The sequence below is a fragment of the Roseicyclus persicicus genome (genome assembly GCF_012395815.1).
Lineage (GTDB): Bacteria > Pseudomonadota > Alphaproteobacteria > Rhodobacterales > Rhodobacteraceae > Roseicyclus > Roseicyclus persicicus.
This window is the reverse complement of sequence record NZ_JAAZQQ010000001.1, coordinates 178,041-201,138: the sequence shown is the minus strand read 5'-3', so window position 1 is coordinate 201,138 and position 23,098 is coordinate 178,041. Positions and strand designations below refer to the sequence as shown.

Genomic DNA, 23,098 nt, shown 5'->3' with positions numbered 1-23,098 from the left:
GGCAAACCTGCCACCCTCGCCCCGTCATGACCGCGCCCGTCACCCTGCCCCTCTGGCTCTTCGTCCTGATCCTGCTGTTCGCGGGGGTGACCTTCGCGTCGCACTTCCTGTTCCCCTCGGTGCGCTGGTTCCTGCGCCGGCGGCTGGAGCGCGCGGTCGAGCAGCTGAACCGGCGGCTCAAGCGGCCGATCCAGCCCTTCAAGCTGGCCCGTCGCCTCGATACGATCCGGCGGCTGATCTACGACCCGGCTGTCGCGCAGGCCATCGCAGACCATGCCCGCGACAACGGCGTGCGCGAGGACGTGGTGTTCCAGAAGGCCGAACGCTACGCCCGCGAGATCGTGCCGGGCTTTTCCGCCTTCACCTATTTCGGCTTTGCCATCCGCGTCGCCCGGATGCTGAGCCAGTCGCTCTACCGGGTGCGGCTGGTGCGCAGCAACGACCACGCGCTCGAGGCGATCCCCGACGACGCGACGGTCATCTTCGTGATGAACCACCGGTCGAACATGGACTACGTGCTGGTCACCTGGCTGGTGGCGGAACGCTCGGCGCTGGCCTACGCGGTGGGCGAATGGGCGCGGGTCTGGCCGCTGCGGCAGCTGGTGCGGGCGATGGGCGGCTATTTCATCCGCCGCCGGCACAACAACGCGCTCTACCGCAAGGTGCTGGCGCGCTACGTGCAGATGGCGACCGAGGCCGGGGTGACGCAGGCCGTGTTCCCCGAGGGCGGGCTCAGCCGCACGGGCGGGCTGGGGCGGCCCAAGCTCGGGCTGATCTCCTACATCCTCGAAGGGTTCCGCGCCGGGCAGTCGCGCGACGTGGTGTTCGTGCCGGTGGCGCTGAACTACGACCGGGTGATGGAGGACCGCGCGCTGATCGCCGCGCAGGAGGCCGGCGCCCGCGCCTTCCGCTTTTCGCTCAGGCCGATCTGGCGCTACGTCCGGCGGCAGATCTGGCACCGGCTGACCGGGCGGCCGCATCTCTACGGCTATGCCGCCGTCAGTTTCGGCGACCCGCTCAGCCTGACCGCCTTCCTGTCCGAGGACCACGCCGACCCCTCGGCGGCGCTGGGGCTCGACCTGATGGAACGCATCGCCCGGGTGATGCCGGTGACGCCGGTGCCGCTGGTCGCGCTCGGCCTGTCGGACGGGGCGCGCAGCGTGGTGGCGCTCGACGCGCTGCTGCGCCGGCGCATTGCCGAGGCCGAGGACCGCGGCGTGGTCCTGCACATCCCGCGCGACGACGTCGCCCATGCCATCGAGGCCGGCCTCGGCGCGCTGATCGAGCGCCGCCTCGTCACCCGCACCGGCGACCGGCTTGAGGTGCCCGCGACCGGCGCGCCCTTCATCGCCTTCTACGCCGCCTCGGTGGCGCACCTGTTCTCGGACCGCCCCGGGGCGGCGCTGCCGCAGGCGCGGGAACGCAAATCTGCCGCGACATAATATTTCACAAAATGGCATTTCCGGTTTGCTTTGTTGCGCGAGCGTCTATATCTCTCGCAGCAGCAGCAAGACTGATTCCGCATTGCGGCATCGAACACAGGATCGGAGACATGCGAATGGCCCTCGACGCGAACCCCGCGACCGCCCCCACCCACGCGCCGAAAAAGGACCTCTACGAGATGGGCGAGATCCCGCCCCTCGGCCATGTCCCGGAAAAGATGTACGCCTGGACCATCCGCAAGGAACGCCACGGCGAACCCGACACCGCGTTCCAGGTCGAGGTCGTCGACACCTGGAAGATCGATTCGAACGAGGTGCTGGTGCTCGTGATGGCCGCCGGCGTGAACTACAACGGCGTCTGGGCGGCGCTGGGCCAGCCGATCAGCTATTTCGACGGCAATGACGACCCCTACCAGATCGTCGGCTCGGACGCCGCCGGCATCGTCTGGGCAGTGGGCGAGAAGGTGAAGAACTGGAAGGTCGGCGACGAGGTCGTGGTACATTGCAACCAGGACGACGGCAACGACGAGGAGTGCAACGGCGGCGACCCGATGTTCAGCCCCACCCAGCGGATCTGGGGCTACGAGACCGCCGACGGCGCCTTTGCCCAGTTCACCCGTGTGCAGGCGCAGCAACTGATGCCGCGGCCCAAGCACCTGACCTGGGAGGAAAGCGCCTGCTACACGCTGACGCTCGCCACCGCCTACCGGATGCTCTTCGGCCACCACCCGCACGAGCTGAAGCCCGGCCAGAACGTGCTGGTCTGGGGCGCCTCGGGCGGCCTCGGCGTCTACGCGATCCAGCTGGCGAACACCGCGGGCGCGAACGCCATCGCCGTGATCTCGGACGAGAGCAAGCGCGACTACGTCCTCGGCCTCGGCGCCAAGGGCGTGATCAACCGCAAGGATTTCAACTGCTGGGGCCAGATGCCCAAGGTCGGCACGCCCGAATACAACGCCTGGCTCAAGGAGGCGCGCAAGTTCGGCAAGGCGATCTGGGATATCACCGGCAAGGGCGTGAACGTCGACATGGTGTTCGAGCACCCCGGCGAAAGCACCTTCCCGGTGTCCACGCTGGTCTGCAAGAAGGGCGGCATGGTCGTGATCTGCGCCGGCACCACCGGGTTCAACTGCACCTTCGACGTGCGTTACATGTGGATGCACCAGAAGCGCCTGCAGGGCTCGCATTTCGCGCATCTCAAGCAGGCGGCCTCGGCCAACAAGCTGATGGTCGAGCAGCGCCTCGACCCTTGCATGTCCGAGGTCTTCCCCTGGGACGAGCTTCCGCAGGCGCACCTCAAGATGCTGCGCAACCAGCACAAGCCGGGCAACATGTCGGTGCTGGTGCAGGCGCCCCGCACCGGGCTGCGCACGCTCGAGGACGTGCTGGAGGCCGGGCCGACCGCGTCCTGACGCCCTGACCGATACGCCGGGCCTCACCCCCGGCGTCCATCGCGCCCCGCCCCGGCCTCACCCGGGGCGGGGCGTTGTGCTTTCCGCCTCAGCGCAACATCCCCGTCCGCCGCACCCAGGCCCAGAGGGCGACGCCGACCGCGACGAGCACGCCAGCGACCACCCAGAAGGCCCAGGGCTGCCCGGCGCCGGGCACGCCGCCCACGTTGATGCCGAGGAGCCCGGTCAGGAGCGACAGCGGCAGGAAGATCGCCGCGACCACGGACAGGAGCAACATGCGCTGGTTCAGCCGCTCGGCGCGCTGGTCCATCAGCTGGTCGTGCAACAGCTGCGCCCGGTCGCGGATCGCGTCCAGCTCCTCGCCGAGGCGCGTGACGCGGTCGGCGGCCTCGCGCAGGCGGGCGCGGTCGCGGTCGGCAAGCCAGGGCAGGTCCTCGATCTCCAGCGTGGTCAGCGCGTCGCGCTGCGGCACGAGGTGGCGGCGCAACAGGATCGCGCTGCGCCGGGCGGCCGACAGCGGCGCCCGCGGGATGCCGTCCTCGGGGGTCAGCGCGGCCTCCTCGATGTCGTCCATCACCTCGTTCAGCTCGGCCACCGCCGGTTCGGCCCGGTCGGCAAGCCGCAGCGCCAGCTTGGACACGAAATCGCCCGGGCTCTGCGGGGCGAGGCCGCGGCGGCAGGCGGCGACAAGGTCGTCGATGGCATGGAGCGGCCGGCGCGTCGCCCCGATCACCCGGTCGCCCGTGACCCAGAGCCGGACCGAGACCATGTCCTCGGGCTCGGCACCCGGGTTCAGGTTCACGCCGCGCAGGATCAGGATCACGCCGTCCTCGTGCACCGTGCAGCGCGGGCGCGTCTCCTCGGCGGTCAGCGCCTCGACCACGTAGTCGTCCAGCCCCGCGGCGTGCAGGCGGGCCACTGTGTCGGGCGCGGTGACGGGCAGCTGCAGCCAGGTAAAGCCGGGGCCCGCGAGGGCGGCCTCGCCCGGGGGCAGGTCCACCGCCCCGCCGCGCCCGTCGAGGCGCAGCGCCAGCGGGTCGGGCGCGATCTCTGCGGTCATGGCGCGGTCCTCCTGCCGGGTGGGGACAGGATGGCCGAGCGGCCCGCGCCGGGCAAGCGCGGGCTCAGGCCGCGGCGGCGGCCCGGATCGCGCGGATGTTGTCGCCGTAGACCTGCGGGGCGTCGACCGAGCCGCCCTTGAACACGGCCGAGCCGGCCACCAGCACGTCGGCGCCGGCCCGCACCACCAGCGGCGCGGTCTGCGGGTCGACCCCGCCGTCGATCTCGATATGGACCGGGCGGTCGCCGATCATGGCGCGCAGGGTCCGCACCTTGGCGGTCATGTCGATGAATTTCTGCCCGCCGAAGCCGGGGTTCACCGTCATCACGCAGACGAGGTCGGCGAGGTCCAGCAGGTGCGCCACCGCCTCGGCCGGGGTGCCGGGGTTCAGCGCCACGCCCGCCTTCATCCCCGCGCCGCGGATCGCCTGAAGCGTCCGGTGGATGTGCGGCCCGGCCTCGACATGGGCGGTCAGGATGTCGGCGCCGGCCTCGGCATAGGCGTCGATGGTGGGATCCACCGGCGCGATCATTAGGTGCACGTCCATCACCGTCGTGACATGGCGGCGGAACGCCTTCACCGCGGGCGGGCCGAAGGTGAGGTTGGGCACGAAATGCCCGTCCATCACGTCGACATGGACCCAGTCGGCGCCCTGCGCCTCGATGGCGCGGATCTCGGCGCCGAAATTGGCGAAGTCGGCCGACAGGATCGACGGCGCGATCTTCACGGAACGGTCGAAGGACATGGTCGGCACCCCCTTTGGCAGCTGGCGCCCTGTTAGACCCTGCGCCCGTCGCTGTCACGCCCCCTTGCCGGGGCGGGCGGGGCGGCGCAGGCTCGGGGCCGACAGACCGGAGACCGCCATGACCGCCCAGTTCCTCCTCGCGCTTGCCGCCATCGCCATCGGCGGCGCCTGCATCTCGATGCAGGCCCCGATCAACGCCCGTCTGGGCGGCCACCTCGGCGACCCGGTCGCGGCGGCGGCGGTGTCCTTCGGGGTGGGCTTCCTCGTGCTCGCCGCGGCGACGGTGGTGAAGGGCAGCGTGCCGGGGCTGGCGCAGGCGGGGGCGGCGCCCTGGTGGGCCTGGGTCGGGGGCGCGCTCGGGGCGGTCTATGTCTGGGCGGCGGCGTGGTCGGTCGGCACGCTGGGCGTGGTCACCATGGTCGCGGCGCTGGTGTTCGGACAGCTTCTGGCCGCGCTTGCCATCGACGCGGTGGGCGCCTTCGGCCTGCAGGTGCGCGAGGTCAGCTGGACGCGCATCGCCGCCGTGGGCTTCGTCGGCGTGGGGCTGCTGCTGTCGCGGCTCTAGTTTTTGACCGTTTGGTCAAGCTTGCGTTCGGGCGTCCCGCGTGAGACCTTGCGCCCACCGCCAGACACGCCCCAGGGGCCGCCGATGAGCCAGACCACCACCGCCACCGCCGCCCCCGTGCGGGACCACCTGCCGCAGCTGCACGCGCCGCGGAACGAGGGCATGCCGCTCGACCTCGACTGGGTGCGCGGCGTGCAGGCCAACACCTCGGCCATCGAGCGCCGCGCGGCCACCCTGCCCGGCCGGCGCACGGTCAAGAAGGAATACCAGGCGGCCTGGCTCGCCCGGGCCGTCACGCTGATCGACCTGACGACACTGGCGGGCGACGACACCGAGGGCCGCGTGCGCCGCCTCTGCGCCAAGGCGCGGCAGCCGGTGCGGGCGGAGCTGCTGGACCGGCTGGGGCTGCCGCACATCACCACGGGGGCCGTCTGCGTCTACCACGAGATGGTGCCGGCGGCGGTCGAGGCGCTGGAGGGGTCGGGCATCCCCGTCGCCGCCGTCTCCACCGGCTTTCCGGCGGGGCTGTCGCCCTACCACCTCCGCGTCCGCGAGATCGAGGAGAGCGTCAGGGCCGGGGCGGCCGAGATCGACATCGTCATCTCCCGCCGCCATGTCCTGACCGGCAACTGGCAGGCGCTCTACGACGAGATGGCCGAGTTCCGCGCGGCCTGCGGCCCGGCGCATGTGAAGGCGATCCTGGCCACCGGCGAACTGGGCACGCTGCGCAACGTCGCCCGCGCCTCGCTGGTGTGCATGATGGCGGGGGCGGATTTCATCAAGACCTCGACGGGAAAGGAGGCGGTGAACGCCACCCTGCCCGTCTCGCTGACGATGATCCGTGCGATCCGCGCCTACGAGGCGGCGACCGGCGTCAAGGTCGGCTACAAGCCCGCGGGCGGCATCTCCAAGGCCAAGGACGCGCTGGTCTACCTGTCGCTGATGAAGGAGGAGCTGGGCGACCCCTGGCTCCGGCCCGAGCTGTTCCGCTTCGGGGCGTCGTCGCTGCTGGGCGACATCGAGCGGCAACTGGAACACTTCGCCACCGGGGCCTACTCGGCGTCGTGGCGGCATCCGATGGCGTGATGGGCCGAGGGCGCGTTTTCCTGCAGGAAAACGGCGCGAAAAACTGCAGTTTTTCGGGTCGGAGAACTGCAGTTTTCCGGCGACGGAAGGAGAGGCGAGGAACATGACCACCCGCGAGATCTTCGACACGATGGACTACGGCCCGGCCCCCGAAGGCGCCACCGAGGCGCTGGACTGGATCGCGACGCGCGGCCCCGCCTTCGGGCATTTCATCGACGGCGGCTTCACCCGGCCCGGCGAGACCTTCGCCACCCGCAACCCGGCCACCGGCCGCGAACTGGCCCAGATCACCCAAGGCACGGCCGCGGACGTGGACGCCGCCGTCGCGGCCGCCAGCCGCGCCTTTCCGAAATGGGCGAAGCTCTCCTGCCACGCCCGCGCGAAATACCTCTACGCGCTGGCCCGGCTGCTGCAGAAACACGCCCGCCTCTTTGCCGTCCTCGAGACCCTCGACAACGGCAAACCGATCCGCGAGGCGCGCGACATCGACGTGCCGCTGGCGCAGCGGCATTTCTACCACCACGCGGGCCTGGCGCAGCTGCGCGATGCCGAGATGCCGGGGATGGAACCCGTGGGCGTCTGCGGGCAGGTGATCCCGTGGAACTTCCCGCTGCTGATGCTGGCGTGGAAGATCGCGCCGGCGCTGGCGGCGGGGAACACCGTGGTGCTGAAGCCCGCCGAATACACCTCGCTCACCGCGCTCCTCTTCGCGCAGATCTGCCAGGAGGCGGGGCTGCCCAAGGGTGTCGTCAACATCGTCACCGGCGACGGGCGCACGGGCGAGGCGATCGTGACCCACCCGGGCACCGCCAAGATCGCCTTCACCGGGTCCACCGCTGTGGGCCGGCGCATCCGCGAACAGACGGCGGGCATGGGGAAATCCCTGACGCTCGAGCTGGGCGGCAAGTCGCCCTACATCGTGTTCGACGACGCCGACCTCGACAGCGCCATCGAGGGGCTGGTCGACGCGATCTGGTTCAACCAGGGGCAAGTCTGCTGCGCGGGCTCGCGGCTTCTTGTACAAGAAGGCATCGCCGAGGATTTCTACGCCCGGCTCAAGGCGCGGATGGCCAAGCTGCGCGTGGGCGACCCGCTCGACAAGTGCATCGACGTGGGCGCGCTGGTCGACCCGGTGCAGCACCAGGCGATCACCCGGATGGTGGACGCCAACACCGAGGGCGAGACCTGGCGCGCGCCCGTGGCCCTGCCCGAGACCGGCTGTTTCTACCCGCCGACCCTGATCACCGGCCTGTCGCCCGCCGCACCGCTGATGCAGGAGGAGATCTTCGGCCCCGTCCTCGTCGCCACCACCTTCCGCACGCCGGCCGAGGCGGTGGAGCTGGCCAACAACACGCGCTACGGGCTGGCGGCGACGGTCTGGACCGAGAACCTGAACCTCGCCCTCGACGTGGCGCCGAAGCTGGCGGCGGGCGTGGTCTGGGTGAACGCGACCAACCTGTTCGACGCCGCCGCGCCCTTTGGCGGGGTGCGCGAGTCGGGCTTCGGCCGCGAGGGCGGGTGGGAAGGCCTGTCGGCCTACCTCAAGCCGTCGGCCAAGCGCGCGGCCCTGAAACCCGTTGTCCCGTTCCCCGAACCCGCCACGCCGGACGCGCCGGGGCTCGACCGGACGGCCAAGATGTATGTGGGCGGCAAGCAGGCGCGCCCCGACGGCGGCTATTCCCGGCCCGTGTGGTCAAAACGCGGCAAGCTCCTCGGCCATGCGGGCATCGGCAACCGCAAGGACATCCGCAACGCCGTCGAGGCCGCGCGCGGGGCCTCGGGCTGGGCCAAGGCCACGGCGCACAACCGGGCGCAGGTGCTGTATTACATCGGCGAGAACCTGTCGGCGCGGGCGGGGGAATTCGCCGCCCGCATCCGCGACCTGACGGGATGCACCGCGGCGCGGGCCGAGGCCGAGGTGGAGGCCAGCATCGACCGGCTGTTCACCTACGGCGCCTGGGCCGACAAGATGGACGGCCGGGTGGCGAACGTGCCGATCCGCGGCGTGGCGCTGGCGATGCGGGAGCCCGTGGGCGTAATCGGCGCGCTGGCACCCGACGATGCGCCGCTGCTCGGGGCGGTGTCGCTGATGGCCCCGGCCATCGCGATGGGCAACCGGGTGGTGCTGGTGCCGTCGGCGGCCTATCCGCTGGCGGCCACCGACCTCTACCAGGTGCTCGACACCTCGGACGTGCCGGGGGGCGTGGTGAACATCGTCACCGGCGACCCGCAGGAGCTGGGCGCGACGCTGGCCGCGCATCTGGACGTGGAGGCGCTCTGGTCCTTCGCGGGCGGCGTGGATGCGGCGAAGCTGGAGGCGGCCTCGGCCGGGAACCTCAAGCGGACGTGGGTCAACCGCAGCGCGCCCGACTGGTTCGGGGCCGACGCCGAGGGGCGGCCGTTCCTCGAGCAGGCGACCGAGGTCAAGACGATCTGGGTGCCTTACGGGGAGTGAGGCTGCCGCGCGCAGCGAAAAACTGCAGTTCTCCGGCCTAGCCGCGCCCGCCGACCCGGTCCTTGAGCTTGGCCCACTGCACCGCCAGCCGGTCGCGGATCGGGTCGATCACCCGATCCTCGAACCGTTCCCAGATGCGCCAGGCCATGAAGACCAGCACCGCCAGCACCAGCAGGATGACGATGTTCAGCCAGGGGATCAGCGTCACCTCCGGCCCGTCTACGGGCCGGATCGACACCGCGTTGGGATAGGTCGTCAGCAGCCGCGACCGCCAGCCGTAATGGGTGACGGCCACCCACTGCGGCTCGGCCGCGGTGGACACCAGGTTCGCCGCCTCGGCGTGCAGGTCCGCGGAATCGAGCTTGAAATAGGGCGGCCAGCCGAAGCCCGTGTCCTCGTTGCGGTAGACCATCACCTCGCCCGAGGGCAGGACGCTGTTGATCAGGCGCAGGTCGCGGCTGTCCACGGTCGCGTTGCCGCTGTCGCCCTGGGCGTAGAAGATCCGGTTCAGCCCCGAGAAATCCTGCCGGATGATCTCGGTGTCGGTGATCCGCACGATGTCGCGCTGCGGCAGGGTATAGTGCAGGAACGCCCCGAAGATCAGGACCAGGACGGCGATGAAGATGATCCGGGGCCAGCGCATGGGCGTTCCTCAGTTCGTCACGTATACGTAGATGCTCAAGCCGGCGATGGGCAGGACGTAAACCAGAAACACCAGCCATGTGCGGATGCGCCGCGCCACCGGGGCGATGCGCTCGTCGATCCAGTCGTCGCGGTCGCCGGGCCGGCCCTCCATCACCCAGTCCTCCTCCAGCCGCATCCGCGCGCCGGCGCGCAGGTAGAGGAACATGCTGACGTAGACGACCGTCAGCAGCGCCAGCATGAGGAGAAGCATCCGCCCGAGTCCCAGGATCATCCACACCGTCCTTTCCGCGTCTTTCCCCCGATATAGGGGATGTCGGCGCGGATTGGCAGGGCTTGCGGGCGGCGCGCGGGCGGCGCAGTCTCGAAACATGGAGACGGACGCGAGACTTCTGGAGGCCGTGGCCGCGCGCGAGGGCGACCTCGTGGCGCTGACGCAGGCGCTGATCCGCATTCCCACGCTGAACCCGCCGGGGCGCAACTACCGCGAGATCTGCGAGCTGCTGGCCGGGCGGCTGGAGGGCAAGGGTTTCACGGTCGAACTGGTCCGCGCCCACGGCGCGCCCGCCGACAGCGACCGCTATCCGCGCTGGAACCTCGTCGCCCGGCGGACGGGCGGGCGACCCGGCGACTGCGTGCACTTCAACTCGCACCACGATGTGGTCGAGACCGGCCATGGCTGGACGGTCGACCCCTTCGGCGGCGAACTGCGCGACGGCCGCGTCTACGGCCGGGGCGCCTGCGACATGAAGGGGGGCCTCGCGGCCAGCGTCATCGCGGCCGAGGCGTTTCTCGACACCCACCCCGACTTCGCCGGCGCCATCGAGATCAGCGCCACCGCCGACGAGGAATCGGGCGGCTACGGCGGCGTCGCCTACCTGGCCGAGCGCGGCTGGTTCGACCCCGCCCGCGTGCAACACGTCATCATCCCCGAGCCGCTGAACAAGGACCGCATCTGCCTCGGCCACCGGGGCGTCTGGTGGGCCGAGATCGAGACCCACGGCCGCATCGCCCATGGCTCCATGCCCTTCCTCGGCGACTGCGCCGTGCGCCACATGGGTGCCGTGCTGGCCGAGATGGAGGACACGCTGTTCCCGCTCCTGGCGACCAAGCGCACCGCGATGCCCGTGGTCCCCGAGGGCGCGCGGCAGTCCACGCTGAACATCAACGCCATCCACGGCGGCGAGCGCGAGCAGGAGGCCGACTACACCGGCCTGCCCGCGCCCTGCGTGCCCGACCGCTGCCGCATCACCATCGACCGACGCTATCTTATAGAAGAAGACCCCGCCGAGGTGAAGGCCGAGGTCACCGCCCTGATGGAACGGGTCCGCGCCCGCCGCCCCGGCTTTTCCTACGAGATCCGGGAACTGTTCGAGGTGCAGCCGACGATGACCGACCGCGACGCGCCCGTGGTCACCACGGTGGCCGCCGCCATCGAACGGGTGCTGGCGCGGCAGGCCGACTATGTCGTGTCGCCCGGCACCTACGACCAGAAACACATCGACCGCATCGGCCGGCTGAAGAACTGCATCGCCTACGGGCCGGGCATCCTCGACCTCGCGCACCAGCCCGACGAATGGGTGGGGGTGCAGGACATGGTCGACAGCGCCAAGGTCATGGCGCTGACGCTGGCCGAGCTGCTGGCGCCGGTTCAGGGCCGCAGCTGATCCACGAACCCCAGGTGGCGCAGCGCCGCGGCGGCCAGGTCGCGGGCGGCCTCGTCGCCGTCCAGAAGCTCGGCGTTCAGGCGCCGGACGAGGCGGCTGAGGGTGCGGGCATCGGCCTGCTTGCGGATGAAATCGGCGATGCTGTCCGTGGTGACGGACAGGATGTCTTTGGTCGTCGGCACGGTCATTCGGCCCCCAAGCTGTGTTTCCGGCTGCAGACCCGCCCCGCCTATCGCGATTCGCCGCCGCGCCCCAGCGATTCGTGACGCCCTTGCGACGCCACGCCGCCCCGGCGTGGCAGATCGGCCCGCCACGCCCGCCCGCCGTGCGGACACGCGACGATTTTGGGCGGGATTTTTCCCGCGCGCCCCGCCAATATGCCCCCGGAACATCCTCAGGGAGAGAGACAATGATCCATCATCTCCGCCGCGGCGTGGCGATCTCGGCGCTCTGGGCCGGGGCCGCGCTGGCCCAGCAGACCGACATCACCATCGGCATGGTGCTGGAGCCGCCGAACCTCGACCCGACCGCCGGCGCCGCCGCCGCCATCGACGAAGTCGTCTACGCCAACGTCTTCGAGGGGCTGACGCGGTTCGGCCCCGACGGGTCGGTCCTGCCGGCGCTGGCCGAAAGCTGGGAGATCTCGGACGACGGCAGCGTCTACACCTTCTACCTGCGCGAGGGCGTGACCTTCCACGACGGCACCGCGATGACGGCCGATGACGTGGTCTTCAGCCTCGACCGCGCGCGCGCCGAGGGTTCGACCAACGCGCAGCCCGCGCTGTTCGCCAACATCGTCGGCGTCGAGGCGGTGGGCGACCTGACCGTGGTGGTCACGCTGGACGGGCCCGACGGGGCGTTCCTGTTCGACATGGCCTGGGGCGATGCCGTGATCGTGGCCCCCGAATCGGCCGAGACCAACGCCACCAACCCGGTCGGCACCGGCCCGTTCCGCTTCGCCTCCCGCGTCGAGGGCGACCGCGTCGACCTCGTCCGCCACGACGGCTACTGGGGCGAGCACGTGGCGCTCGAGGCCGCCACCTTCCGCTTCATCTCGGACCCCAACGCCGCCTTCGCCGCGATGATGGCGGGCGACGTGGACGCCTTCCCGAACTTCCCCGCGCCGGAAACGCTGGCCCAGTTCGCGGCCGACCCGCGCTTCTCGGTCATCGTCGGGTCGACCGAGGGCGAGACGATCCTCGCCATGAACAACGCCCAGGCCCCGCTCGACGACATCCGCGTCCGGCAGGCCATCACCCATGCCATCAACCGGCAGGACATCATCGACGGCGCCATGTTCGGCTACGGCACGCCCATCGGCACCCATTTCGCGCCGCACAACCCCGACTACGTGGACCTGACCGGGCTGTCGGCCTACGACCCCGAGCGGTCCCGCGCCCTGCTGGCCGAGGCCGCGCCCGACGGGCTGACCCTGCGCCTTGCCCTGCCGCCCCCGTCCTACGCCCGGCGCGGCGGCGAGATCATCGCGGCGCAGCTGCGCGAGGTGGGGATCGAGACCGAGATCACCAATCTGGAATGGGCGCAGTGGCTGGAGCAGGTGTTCCGCGGCCGCGACTTCGACCTGACCATCGTCAGCCACACCGAGCCGATGGACATCGGCATCTACGCCCGGCCGGACTACTACTTCCAGTATGCCCGCCCCGAGTTCGTGGCGCTGAACGACACGCTGGCGCAGACGACCGATCCGGGCGCGCGCTCGGCCCTGATGGTCGAGATGCAGCAGATGATCGCCGAGGACTACGTCAACGGCTACCTGTTCCAGCTCGCCAAGACCGGCGTCGCCAACGCCGCCATCGAAGGTCTCTGGGCGAATTCGCCGACGCAGGCCAACGACCTGACCGGCGTCCGCTGGACCCAGTGACCCGACCCGGCGCCGCCCCGCCAAGGGCGGCGCCCCTTCCCTTGCCCGAGACGCCCATGAGCCTTGTCGTCCAGGTCGCCGCCACCGGCGCGCCCGAGATCTCCCGCCCCGACCCGTCGCGCCTGATCGCGGGCGACCCCGAGCACCGCACCTGGCTGACCGAGGAGCGTGACGGCCTGTGGTGCGGCGTCTGGGAATCGACGCCCGGCACGTGGCGCGTGGTCTATGACGAGTGGGAATATTTCCGCCTCACCGCCGGCGTCTCGGTCCTGACGCCCGAGGGCGGCACGCCGGTGACGCTCCGGGCCGGCGACGCCTGGGTCATCCGCCCCGGCTTCACCGGCACCTGGGAGGTGGTCGAGACCACCCGCAAGGATTTCGTGATCCGGCTCTGAGGGCCGTCACGCGACCTTCAGCTGCGCCTTGCCCGGCTCGATCGTCACGATCACCGCGCCCTTGCGGCGGCGGCTGTCGACATGGGCATGGGCCTCGCGGATCGCCTCGAACGGGTAGACCCGGTCGATCACCGGCCGAAGCTGCCCCGCCGCCACCATGTCCGACAGCCGGTCCAGCCCCTCGCGGCTGTCGCCGTTCACGGCCACGATCTGCCGGTGCCCGTTGCGCTTCGCCTTGCGGCCAAGCCAGACGTCGCGGAGCCCGTAGGTCAGCGGCACGAAGCGCCCGCCCGGCGCCAGCATCGGCGCGGCGCGGGCGTAGTCCAGCGCGCCGATGGTGTCGAAGACCACGTCGTAGGGCCCGGTCAGGCCGGCGGGGTCGGTTTTTCGGTAGTCGACGGTGTGCGCCGCGCCCAGGCTTTCGACCAGGGCAAGGTTGCCGCCGCTCGCCACGCCGGTCACCTCGGCGCCCAGCGCGCGGGCGACCTGCACCGCGTAGACGCCGACACCGCCCGAGGCGCCCAGCACCAGCACCCGCTCGCCCGGCTTCACCGCGGCGAAGCGGCCGAGGAATTCCAGCGCTGTCTGCCCGCCGAAGGGCAGCGCCGCCGCCTCGGCATCCGACAGGCCCGCGGGCAAGGGCGCGATGGCGCCGCCGGCCTTGGCGACGAGGTATTCCGCGTGCGCCCCGCCGCCGCTGAAACCATAGACGCGGTCGCCGGGGGCAAAGTCGGTGACGCCCTTGCCCACCTCGACCACGGTGCCCGCGTAGTCGCTGCCGAGCACCGGGTTGCGCGGCCGGAAAAGGCCGAACATCAGCCGGCCGACCGTCGCCATGATCGCGCCGGGAAAGGCCGCGGCGCGCAGGCGCCAGTCGGCGGTGGTGACGCCGGCGGCGGCGACGCGCACCAGCACCTCGCCCTTGCCGGGGCGCGGGCGGGGGATCTCGGCGAGGCTCACGACCTCGGGGCCTCCGTAACGGGTGTTGATCGCAGCTTTCATCTCTGGGCCTCCGTGGGGTGTTCCGTGGGTGGTGCCAGATCTACCCATGCAGAGACCTCAATTGAATTGACGAAATCCGCAGAATATCCATACGATTTCGCATGGATTGGGCCCACCTGACCTTTGACTGGAACCGCGCCCGCGCGGTTGTGGCCACCGCCGAGACCGGCTCGCTGTCCGCCGCGGCCCGGGCGCTGGGGCTGACGCAGCCCACGCTGGGCCGGCAGGTCAGCGCGCTGGAGGAGGAACTGGGCGTGACCCTCTTCACCCGCGCCGGCAAGCGGATGGAGCTGACCGAGGCCGGGCTGCACCTGATCGAGCCCCTGCGCCGCATGGCCGAGGCCGCCGAGGCCACCGCGCGCGTCGCCTCGGGCCAGTCGCAGGACATCGCGGGGACGGTGACCATCACCGCCTCGCACCTCTACGCCTCGGAGCTTCTGCCGCCGATCCTCGCCCGGATCCGGGCCGAGGCGCCGGCGCTGCAGGTCCAGGTCGTCGCCACCAACGCGATCCGCGACCTGATGCGGCGCGAGGCCGACATCGCCATCCGCCACGCCCGCCCCGACCAGCCCGACCTGACCGCGCGGCTGATCCGCGAGGACGAGGCCGCGCTCTACGCCACGCCCGCGCTGCTGGCGCAAGGCCCGGTCGAGACGCTGCCCTTCATCGGCTTCGACCTCGCCGACACCTACCGCGGGATGCTTGCGCAGCGGGCCCTCGACCTGCCGCCCGACGCCTTCCCGCTCCTGTCCGAGGACAGCCACACGCAGCTGGCGCTGGCCCGCGCGGGCCTAGGCGTCGCCGCCCTGCCGGTCTGGGTCGGCGACCCCGACCCGCTGCTCGTCCGCGCCCAGCCCGGCGCGCCGCCGCTCGTCACCTTCCCGGTCTGGCTCGCCGCGCACCGGGAACTGCACTCGTCGCGCCGCATCCGGCTGGTGTTCGACCGGCTGGCCGAGGGGCTGACCCCCGGCTGACGAAAACCCCCTGCGGACGGGCCGCAGGGGGATCGTTGCTGAAATGCGAACCGAGAAATCGGGGCGGTGAAATGCCGTGGGGCGGCCCCGCGCGGGCGGGACCGCGGAAAATCTCACATCGGCGGGATCGCGAAGAACATCGTCTCGCCGGAGTGGTCGTCGACACCGTCGTTGTCGGTCGAGACCCACATCGTGCCGTCCGCCGCGATGGCCAGCCCCTCGACCTTGTCGAGCACGTAGCCGCCGGTGGAGGTCAGGTAGGGCAGAAGGTCCACCACCACCTCGGGCGCCAGCACCGCGGGGGGTTCGCCCAGCGCCACCATGCCCTCCATCGCCGACAGCGGCACCCGGGTGATGAGCTTGGTCACCGCCGCGCCCGCCAGCTGGTTGTCGCGTTCCACGAAGTAGAGGTGGTCGCCATGCGCCACGATCTCCGACAGGCCGACCCAGCCGGTGGCGGGTTCGGTCAGCGGGTAGTGGATGACCGACCACTCCTCGGTCTCCAGGTCGTAGCCCAGCACCTTGGCGTGGTGCGCCGGGTCGTCGCGCCAGGGGCGCTGCACCGCGAGATACAGCATGTCGCCCACCCGCGTGATCCCCTCGAAGCCGAAGCGGGTTTCCACCGCCAGCAGCTCCTCGGGCAGCGCGATGGCGTCCTCGATCGCGCCATCGGCCCCGATGTGGTAGATCGCGTGCGGCACCAGCCGGTCGGAGCGCCCCTCGGACGCGACCCAGAACCCGCCCTCGCCGTCCAGCGCGATGCCCTCCATGTCCATCAGCTGCGCCGGCTGCCCCTCGCGCGTCACGCGGATCGCGTCGACGATGCGGGCGGGGGTCTGGCTCACGTCGATGTGGAAGATGGTGGGCTGCATCCCGTAGAAGCTGTCGGACACGGCGTAGATCGTGCCGTCCTCGGCCATCACCTGCCCCGAGATCGCGCCCCAGCCGATCAGCCCGTCGGTGCCGGCGCTGGTCAGGTGCGGGTAGGCGGCGGGGGCCTGCTGATACTCGTAGATCATGACGTGGGCCGGCGCCGCGCCGTCCTCGCGCCCGTCGAACTCGTTCGCGGTGGCGATCAGGTTGCGGCCCGGGATGGCGATGGCGCCTTCGGGCGAGATCCCCGAGGGCAGGAGCTGCGCCAGCACGGGCGCGGCGGGGTCGGTCATGTCGTAGACGCCCACGACCGAGCCGCGCTCGGACAACAGGAACATCATCGGCACGCCGCCGAACACGGCGACCTCCATCCCCTCGGGCTCCACGCCCTTGTTGCCCGACCGGGCCTCGGGGTAGTGCCCGATCTCGGCCACGGCGTATTCAAAGGCCAGCCCGCTCTCGAACACCACGGTCCCGTCGCGGTGGAACACGGTAAAGCCGCGGGTGCCGCCGTCCATGTCGCCCTCGTTGGCGACGACGAGATGGTCGGCGTCGATCCATTGCAGCGCGTCTGGCTCGCGCGGCAGGTCGGTGAGCTGGCCGTCGAAGGTCAGCGCGCCCTCCTCCTCGGTGTCCACGCCCTCGAGCGAGACGGTGCCGGCCGGGAAATGGCTCAGAACCTCGCCGGCCGACGAGACGACGACGATGTGGTTGTTCTCCTGCAGGGTCACGGCGATGTCGCCGGCCGCGTTCACGTCCACGAATTCCGGCTCCGGGTCCTCGGGCGCGATGCCGGCGAGCCCGGTCAGGTCCACCCGGATCTGCGCGGCGCAGTCCATCGCGCCGCCATCGCCCAGCGGCTGGATGACAAGATGGCCCGCCGGCATCTGCGGGACGCGGCCGTCGCCCGCATCCTCGTCGCGCTGGTTCTCGATGGCGACGGTGATGAAGCTGCCGTCCGGCGCGACGGCCGTGCTGTCGGGCTGGCCGCCGAGGTCGCAGGAGGCGATCACCGCGCGGGTGCCGGCGTCGATCGCGTGCAGGACGCCGGAGGGGCTGGTGAAGCCCTCGGAGGTGTTCTCGGCCACGAACACGGTCTGGCCCAGCGCCGACACCGCGGTGGGTTCGCCGGCGGGCAGGGCGAAGGTGCCGGCCGCGACGGGGGCCGCCGGGTCGGTGATGTCGATGAAGCCGATCACGCCCGCCGGGCTGTCGGAATAGACCAGCGTCATGCCGTCGCCGGTGGCGGCGATGATCTCGGCCGAGGTCTCCTCGGCGTCGGGCGTGTTCAGCGCGACGGGGAACGAGGCGATCCGGTTGAAGGTCATCTCCTGCGCAAGGGCAGGCACGGCGGCCACGAGGGCCAGCGCCGAGGTCAGCATCAGCGAGCGGGTTTGCATCGACGGTCTCCGAAGGGGATGTGCAGCGCGCCCCCCATGCCGCACGGGCACGACGGGCGGATGACAGCCGCGTTTCGGTTTCGTGACAGTCGGAGCCTAGCGGTACATCACCGCCCAGCGCTCGATCAGGCGCTGCTGCAGGCGCTTGGCGCGGGCGTTGTAGGGGCGGGCGCCGTCAGGGCGCTCGCGCTGTTCCTCGGTCAGCGTGGCGCGGCGGTCGGTGTCGGCGCAGAAGATGCCGAAGGCAAGGTCGCGGCCGCCGGGCGTGCGGGCGTAGCCGGCCAGCGACGACACGAAGTTCAGCGTGCCGGTCTTGGCCACGACCTGCACCGGGTGGTCGGCGATGACGTTGCCGCGCTCGTCCAGCATCGGGATGTCGCGCATCAGCCGCCGCAACAACCCGTTCGGCCCCGCCGCGACCAGCGCCAGCACCATGTCATGGGCGCGGATACGGCTGCGGTCGCCCAGCCCCGAATGATCCACGAAGGCGGCCTGCCGGGCGCCCGACCGCGCGCGCAGCCAGTCCGACATGGCCGCGCCCGAGCTTGCCAGGTCGGCGGGCTGGCCGCCGCCCGCCTGCGTCGACAACAGGCCCACCACCTCGGCGGTCAGGTTGGTGGACCAGCGCATCATGCCGCGCAGGATGTCCTCCAGCGGCTCGCTGATGTGCTCGACCAGCACCCGCGCCGTGTCGGGGACCGCGCCGCCGGTCTCGACCCCGCTGAAGCGCAGGCCCTGGGCGCGGGCCAGCGTCTCGAACACCTCGGCCACGTAGGCCGCGGGGCGGCGCACCGGCAGCCAGCGCGCCCCGTTCTCGCCCAGCGCGCCGCGGGCGACCGTCCACTGGTCGCGCCCCTCGACCTGCGCGTAGGTGTAGACGGGGACCGCGCGTTCCTCGACCTGCATCCGCGCGATCTGCACCGCGGGGCGCAGCGACTCGGACCGCGCGTCCATGGTGACGGTGTAGTCCCCCGCCGTCCGCGCCCATTCGAAATGCACCCGGTTGAAGTTCAGGTTCAGCCCCGAGATCGCGGGGTTGTAGCCCACGTGGTCCGGCTGGTCGGGGTCGATCTCGAAGATCTCGGGCAAGGGGCCCGCCGCCAGCCGCAACCGCCCCGTCACCTCGCGCAGCCCGGTGGCGCCCAGGTCGGCCACCATCCGCGCCAGCGTGTCGGTGTCGAGCAGCGGGTCGCCCGAGCCGACCAGCCACAGGTCGCCGTCCAGCCGCCCGTCGGCCAGCGGCCCGTCGGCCATGATCCGCGTGCGGAACCGGAAGCCCGGCCCCAGCCGGTCGAGCCCGTAGGCGCAGGTCACGGCCTTGGCGACCGAAGCCGGCGGCAGCGCGAGCAGCGGGTGGAACACCTCGAGGATCTCGCCGGTCGCGGCATCGGCCACGGCGTAGCCGACGCGCCCGCCCAGACGTGCCTCGGCCACCAGCTCGGCGCCCGAGGGCAGCGCGCGCCGAAACAGCCCCTCGGGCCGCAGCTGCGGCCGCAGCGACGCCTCGAGCGCAGCGCCCAGCGCGGGCGCGGCAACGAGGCTCGCCGTCCCCGACAGGAATACACGTCGCGACAGCATGAAAAGGCCGTTTGTCTCAATTCCGCCCGTCACTAAACCCCAGCGCCCCCTTCCACTCAAGGGATTCGGCCCCTCAAGCCTGCGTGAACGCCGGCTTTCCGGCGGCCCGGCAATGGGATAGCAGGGCCCATGCACACCGAGACCCTGCGGGCCCTTCCCCTGATGCTGCTGGCGATGACGCTGATCCCCGCGGGGGACACGGCGGGCAAGCTCATGGTCGAGGGCGGCGTCGCGCCGGTCTTCACCGCCTGGAGCCGCTTTGCCCTCGGCGCCGCGCTGCTGCTGCCCTTCGTGCTCCACATCGTGCCGCCGCGGCTGTTCCTCGACTGGCGGGTGTGGCTCAGGGGCGCGCTGATCGCGGGGGGCATCCTGTCGATCCTGACCGCGCTGCGGACGGAACCCATCGCCAACGTCTTCGGCGCCTTCTTCGTCGGGCCGATCGTCGCGTGGCTCCTGTCGGTCTGGCTCCTGCGCGAAAGCTTCTCGTGGCTGCGCGCCGCCCTGCTCGGCCTCGGCTTCCTCGGGGTGCTCCTGGTGGTGAAACCCGGCTTCGGCATGACCCCCGGCCTCGGCTTCGCGGTGCTGGCGGGGCTGTTCTACGGCGGCTTTCTCACCGCCTCGCGCTGGCTGGCCGACCTCGCCCGGCCGCGCGCGCTGCTTCTCAGCCAGCTGGTGGTGGGCGCGGTGCTGCTGGCGCCGCTGGGCCTGCCCGCGATCCCCGAGGTGACGCCGCGGGTGGCGGCGCTGACGCTGGCCTCGGCGCTGGGGTCGATGCTGGGCAACCTGTGCCTCATCCTCGCCCTGCGCAGGGCGCCGGCCTCGCGGCTTGCGCCCTTCGTCTACACCCAGCTCATCGCCGCCACGGCCTTTGGCTGGGCGGTGTTCGGCACGCTGCCGGACGGGCTCACCCTCCTCGGCCTCGCCATCCTGCTGGCCTCGGGGCTGGCCACCCTGACGCTCCGCGCGGCGCGATAGGCCCTACCACTCGCCCCGCGCGCGGATCGCGGTGGACGACACATCGACCATCGGCAGGTTCAGGAAACACCAGGCGGGCGGCTCGGCCGTGGCCAGGCGCCGGGCCTGCGCGGCGGGCAGCTTGAAGCGGCGGTAGACCTGCGCGGCCTTGGCCGTGCGCGCCGAGATCCCCTGCCCCGGCCGGGCCAGCACGCCCACGGGCACGGTCTGCAGGATCTCCTCCCAGCGCTGCCAGCGGTGGAACTGGGCCAGGTTGTCCGCCCCCATCAGCCAGACGAAGCGGACGCCGGGATACAGCCCGCGCAGCTGCGCGATCGTTTCGGCGGTGTAGCGCGTGCCGATGCGTGCCTCGACATCCGTCACCAGGATGCGCGGGTCACGCACCAGCGCACGGGCGGCGGCCATCCGGCGCGGCAACGGCGCCGGCCCCCGCGCCTTCAGCGGGTTGCCGGGGCTGACCAGCCACCACACACGGTCGAGCCCGAAGCGCTTCAGCGCCTCGCGGCTCACGTGCAGGTGCCCCGCGTGGGGCGGGTCGAAGGAGCCGCCGAACAGGCCGATGGCCTGCCCGGGCACCGCGAAGGGAAGGTCCGAGCGCATCATCGCGCCTTGATGAGAGGGGCCGCGCGCCCTGTCAATGCGCGCCCCCGGCCCGGGCGGCCGGGGGCGCGCGCGGCGTCACAGGTGCCGCAGCGGATCGACCGGGACGGGGGGCGCGTGCCGGGGCGGCCGGTCGGCGGGCTGCGGCGGCAGGCCGATGTCGCGGCGCAGGTGATCCGGCAGCTGGCTCAGGTCACGGACCCGGGGCCGCCGCGGCCGCGGGGCGGCGCGCAGGCCAACGGCCCAGGGCCGGGCGAACCATGCCCGCAGGCGGGCAAAGGGACGGGTGAGGATCAGGGTGGTCATGTCAGGCTTTCCTTTGGAGAGAGGGAAAGCCGCCACGCGATGGGGCGCTCGCAAACTGTGGGGAAGGCCGCGTCTCGTGGCGGCCTTCGAGATGTCGAGACTATCCCGGTGCCGCGCCTAGCGCAGGTTCATGCCCGGACGGGCAATCTGGCAGAGATAGGACTGCGACATGTCGAACATCCCGGGGTTGCGAAACGCCCGCTCTGCGGGCCGGCCGGCGATACACCGGCCCCGGGCCGCCTGTCACGCCTCCCCGGGAAACGCCGCGGCGGCTGTGGCTTTTCGGCAAGGCCCCGATTCCGCGGCCCCCGCGATTGCCGATCCGCGCGCGCATGGATACATACGGGGCCAACCTGACCCGATGAACGAACGGACCGCAGCCAATGGCCTCCTACCAGTATGTCTACCACATGGATGGCGTCTCCAAGACCTATCCCGGCGGCAAGAAGTGCTTCGAGAACATCCGCCTCAACTTCCTGCCCGGCGTGAAGATCGGCGTCGTCGGCGTGAACGGCGCGGGCAAGTCGACGCTGATGCGGATCATGGCGGGCATCGACAAGGATTTCACCGGCGAGGCCTGGGCCGCGCAGGGCGCCCGCGTGGGCTACCTCCCGCAGGAGCCGCAGCTGGATGAAGGCCTGAGCGTGCGCGAGAACGTCATGCTGGGCGTCGCGGCCAAGAAGGCCAAGCTCGACCGCTTCAACGAGCTGGCGATGAACTACTCGGACGAGACCGCCGACGAGATGGCGGCGCTGCAGGACGAGATCGATTCGAACAACCTGTGGGACCTCGATTCACAGGTCGACGTGGCGATGGAGGCGCTCCGCTGCCCGCCCGACGACGCGCCGGTGGCGACCCTCTCGGGCGGCGAGCGGCGGCGCGTGGCGCTGTGCAAGCTGCTGCTCGAGGCGCCCGAGATGCTGCTGCTGGACGAACCGACCAACCACCTCGACGCCGAGACCATCGCCTGGCTGCAGCAGCACCTGATCGAGTACAAGGGCACGATCCTGATCGTGACCCACGACCGGTATTTCCTCGACGACATCACCGGCTGGATCCTGGAACTCGACCGCGGCCGGGGCATCCCGTACGAGGGCAACTATTCCAGCTGGCTGGAGCAGAAGGCCAAGCGGCTGGAACAGGAGGCCCGCGAGGACAAGTCGCGCCAGAAGACGCTCGAGCGCGAACTCACCTGGATCCGCGCCGGCGCCAAGGCGCGGCAGGCCAAGCAGAAGGCCCGGATCAACGCCTACGAGGAGCTGGCCAGCCAGTCCGAGCGCGAGAAGATTTCCCGCGCGCAGATCGTCATTCCGAACGGCCCGCGGCTCGGCTCGCGCGTGATCGAGGTGAACGGGCTGCAGAAGGGCTATGGCGACAAGCTGCTGATCGAGGACCTGTCCTTCTCCCTGCCGCCCGGCGGCATCGTGGGCGTGATCGGACCGAACGGCGCCGGCAAGTCGACGCTGTTCCGCATCCTGACCGGGCAGGAACAGCCCGATGGCGGCGCGGTCGAATTCGGCGACACGGTCAAGCTGTCCTACGTCGACCAGTCCCGCGACGCGCTCGACCCGTCCAAGACGGTCTGGGAGGAGATCTCGGGCGGGGCCGAGATCATCGAGCTCGGCGACGCGTCGATGAATTCCCGCGCCTATTGCGGGGCGTTCAACTTCAAGGGCGGCGACCAGCAGAAGAAGGTGGGTCTCCTGTCCGGGGGCGAGCGCAACCGGGTGCACATGGCCAAGCTGCTGAAGTCGGGGGGCAACGTGCTGCTGCTCGACGAGCCGACCAACGACCTCGACGTCGAGACGCTGCGGGCGCTGGAGGACGCGCTGGAGGATTTCGCGGGCTGCGCGGTGATCATCTCGCACGACCGGTTTTTCCTCGACCGGCTCTGCACCCACATCCTCGCCTTCGAGGGCGAGGCGCATGTGGAGTGGTTCGAGGGCAACTTCGCCGACTACGAGGAAGACAAGAAGCGCCGGCTGGGCCCGGATGCGGTCGAGCCGAAGCGGCTGAAGTACAAGAAGTTCGCGCGGTGA

General features: G+C 71.1%; 21 protein-coding genes. 11 read left to right on the top strand and 10 right to left on the bottom strand.

Annotation, left to right across the window (positions count from 1 at the left end):
* Nucleotides 1–26: 26 nt before the first annotated feature.
* Nucleotides 27–1,442, top strand: coding sequence for a 1-acyl-sn-glycerol-3-phosphate acyltransferase (locus HCU73_RS01035; protein WP_168621550.1), 1,416 nt, complete (start codon nucleotides 27–29; stop codon nucleotides 1,440–1,442).
* 116 nt (nucleotides 1,443–1,558) lie between these two features.
* A complete protein-coding gene (ccrA, locus tag HCU73_RS01030; protein ID WP_168621549.1) occupies nucleotides 1,559–2,854 on the top strand; it encodes a crotonyl-CoA carboxylase/reductase in 1,296 nt (431 codons plus the stop codon).
* An 88-nt stretch (nucleotides 2,855–2,942) separates the two neighbouring features.
* Here ccrA and HCU73_RS01025 read toward each other — a convergent pair whose 3' ends face one another.
* Together HCU73_RS01025 and rpe are read right to left on the bottom strand one after the other, a co-directional pair.
* Entirely contained in the window at nucleotides 2,943–3,914 is a 972-nt protein-coding gene (locus tag HCU73_RS01025; protein ID WP_168621548.1) for a zinc transporter ZntB, read from the bottom strand.
* A 64-nt stretch (nucleotides 3,915–3,978) separates the two neighbouring features.
* Nucleotides 3,979–4,659, bottom strand: a complete 681-nt coding sequence (gene rpe / locus HCU73_RS01020; RefSeq protein ID WP_168621547.1) for a ribulose-phosphate 3-epimerase — start codon at nucleotides 4,657–4,659, stop codon at nucleotides 3,979–3,981.
* A 118-nt stretch (nucleotides 4,660–4,777) separates the two neighbouring features.
* On the opposite strand from rpe, the gene HCU73_RS01015 reads away from it, so the two are divergent.
* The 3 genes from HCU73_RS01015 (at nucleotide 4,778) to HCU73_RS01005 (ending at nucleotide 8,765) form a co-directional block, all read left to right on the top strand.
* Entirely contained in the window at nucleotides 4,778–5,224 is a 447-nt protein-coding gene (locus tag HCU73_RS01015) for a DMT family transporter (protein ID WP_168621546.1), read from the top strand.
* Nucleotides 5,225–5,308: 84 nt separating this feature from the next.
* Nucleotides 5,309–6,310, top strand: a complete 1,002-nt coding sequence (deoC, locus tag HCU73_RS01010) for a deoxyribose-phosphate aldolase (protein ID WP_168621545.1) — start codon at nucleotides 5,309–5,311, stop codon at nucleotides 6,308–6,310.
* 103 nt (nucleotides 6,311–6,413) lie between these two features.
* Nucleotides 6,414–8,765 carry an aldehyde dehydrogenase family protein gene (locus HCU73_RS01005; protein WP_168621544.1) on the top strand — a complete coding sequence of 784 codons (2,352 nt, stop codon included), beginning with the start codon at nucleotides 6,414–6,416 and terminating at the stop codon, nucleotides 8,763–8,765.
* A 37-nt stretch (nucleotides 8,766–8,802) separates the two neighbouring features.
* Here the strand turns inward: HCU73_RS01005 and HCU73_RS01000 are convergent, their stop codons facing one another.
* Together HCU73_RS01000 and HCU73_RS00995 are read right to left on the bottom strand one after the other, a co-directional pair.
* Complete coding sequence (locus HCU73_RS01000; RefSeq protein WP_168621543.1) at nucleotides 8,803–9,408, bottom strand: DUF1523 family protein; 606 nt, start codon at nucleotides 9,406–9,408, stop codon at nucleotides 8,803–8,805.
* A 9-nt stretch (nucleotides 9,409–9,417) separates the two neighbouring features.
* The gene (locus tag HCU73_RS00995) at nucleotides 9,418–9,681 is read right to left on the bottom strand and encodes a hypothetical protein (RefSeq protein WP_168621542.1); all 264 of its coding nucleotides are present in this window, start codon (nucleotides 9,679–9,681) and stop codon (nucleotides 9,418–9,420) included.
* A 97-nt stretch (nucleotides 9,682–9,778) separates the two neighbouring features.
* Between HCU73_RS00995 and HCU73_RS00990 the strand changes: the two genes are divergently transcribed.
* Nucleotides 9,779–11,074, top strand: a complete 1,296-nt coding sequence (locus tag HCU73_RS00990) for an acetylornithine deacetylase/succinyl-diaminopimelate desuccinylase family protein (protein WP_168621541.1) — start codon at nucleotides 9,779–9,781, stop codon at nucleotides 11,072–11,074.
* On the opposite strand, the gene HCU73_RS00985 is transcribed toward HCU73_RS00990, so the two are convergent.
* On the bottom strand, nucleotides 11,059–11,256 hold the full coding sequence (locus HCU73_RS00985; RefSeq protein WP_168621540.1) for a hypothetical protein: 198 nt from the start codon (nucleotides 11,254–11,256) through the stop codon (nucleotides 11,059–11,061). The two genes, HCU73_RS00990 and HCU73_RS00985, sit on opposite strands and share 16 nt — an antisense overlap.
* 227 nt (nucleotides 11,257–11,483) lie before the next feature.
* On the opposite strand from HCU73_RS00985, the gene HCU73_RS00980 reads away from it, so the two are divergent.
* Together HCU73_RS00980 and HCU73_RS00975 are read left to right on the top strand one after the other, a co-directional pair.
* On the top strand, nucleotides 11,484–12,956 hold the full coding sequence (locus tag HCU73_RS00980) for an ABC transporter substrate-binding protein (RefSeq protein ID WP_168621539.1): 1,473 nt from the start codon (nucleotides 11,484–11,486) through the stop codon (nucleotides 12,954–12,956).
* Between the two features lie 56 nt (nucleotides 12,957–13,012).
* Complete coding sequence (locus HCU73_RS00975) at nucleotides 13,013–13,351, top strand: cupin domain-containing protein (RefSeq protein ID WP_168621538.1); 339 nt, start codon at nucleotides 13,013–13,015, stop codon at nucleotides 13,349–13,351.
* Nucleotides 13,352–13,357: 6 nt separating this feature from the next.
* On the opposite strand, the gene HCU73_RS00970 is transcribed toward HCU73_RS00975, so the two are convergent.
* Nucleotides 13,358–14,353, bottom strand: a complete 996-nt coding sequence (locus tag HCU73_RS00970) for an NAD(P)-dependent alcohol dehydrogenase (RefSeq protein WP_168621537.1) — start codon at nucleotides 14,351–14,353, stop codon at nucleotides 13,358–13,360.
* Nucleotides 14,354–14,454: 101 nt separating this feature from the next.
* On the opposite strand from HCU73_RS00970, the gene HCU73_RS00965 reads away from it, so the two are divergent.
* Complete coding sequence (locus HCU73_RS00965; RefSeq protein ID WP_168621536.1) at nucleotides 14,455–15,327, top strand: LysR family transcriptional regulator; 873 nt, start codon at nucleotides 14,455–14,457, stop codon at nucleotides 15,325–15,327.
* Between the two features lie 113 nt (nucleotides 15,328–15,440).
* Here HCU73_RS00965 and HCU73_RS00960 read toward each other — a convergent pair whose 3' ends face one another.
* Nucleotides 15,441–17,600: an esterase-like activity of phytase family protein gene (locus HCU73_RS00960; protein ID WP_168621535.1), complete on the bottom strand. Its 2,160-nt coding sequence runs from the start codon at nucleotides 17,598–17,600 to the stop codon at nucleotides 15,441–15,443.
* Nucleotides 17,601–17,696: 96 nt separating this feature from the next.
* Nucleotides 17,697–19,178, bottom strand: a complete 1,482-nt coding sequence (dacB, locus tag HCU73_RS00955) for a D-alanyl-D-alanine carboxypeptidase/D-alanyl-D-alanine endopeptidase (protein WP_168621534.1) — start codon at nucleotides 19,176–19,178, stop codon at nucleotides 17,697–17,699.
* Between the two features lie 129 nt (nucleotides 19,179–19,307).
* Here dacB and HCU73_RS00950 point away from each other — a divergent pair, with 129 nt between their 5' ends.
* The gene (locus tag HCU73_RS00950; RefSeq protein WP_239025408.1) at nucleotides 19,308–20,153 is read left to right on the top strand and encodes a DMT family transporter; all 846 of its coding nucleotides are present in this window, start codon (nucleotides 19,308–19,310) and stop codon (nucleotides 20,151–20,153) included.
* A gap of 3 nt (nucleotides 20,154–20,156) precedes the next feature.
* Here HCU73_RS00950 and HCU73_RS00945 read toward each other — a convergent pair whose 3' ends face one another.
* Both HCU73_RS00945 and HCU73_RS00940 read right to left on the bottom strand, forming a co-directional pair.
* Nucleotides 20,157–20,753, bottom strand: a complete 597-nt coding sequence (locus HCU73_RS00945; protein ID WP_168622326.1) for a nicotinate-nucleotide adenylyltransferase — start codon at nucleotides 20,751–20,753, stop codon at nucleotides 20,157–20,159.
* A 78-nt stretch (nucleotides 20,754–20,831) separates the two neighbouring features.
* Nucleotides 20,832–21,059, bottom strand: coding sequence for a hypothetical protein (locus tag HCU73_RS00940; RefSeq protein WP_168621533.1), 228 nt, complete (start codon nucleotides 21,057–21,059; stop codon nucleotides 20,832–20,834).
* Between the two features lie 383 nt (nucleotides 21,060–21,442).
* Between HCU73_RS00940 and ettA the strand changes: the two genes are divergently transcribed.
* Nucleotides 21,443–23,098 (top strand): energy-dependent translational throttle protein EttA, encoded by a 1,656-nt coding sequence (ettA, locus tag HCU73_RS00935; protein WP_168621532.1) that lies wholly within the window; start codon nucleotides 21,443–21,445, stop codon nucleotides 23,096–23,098.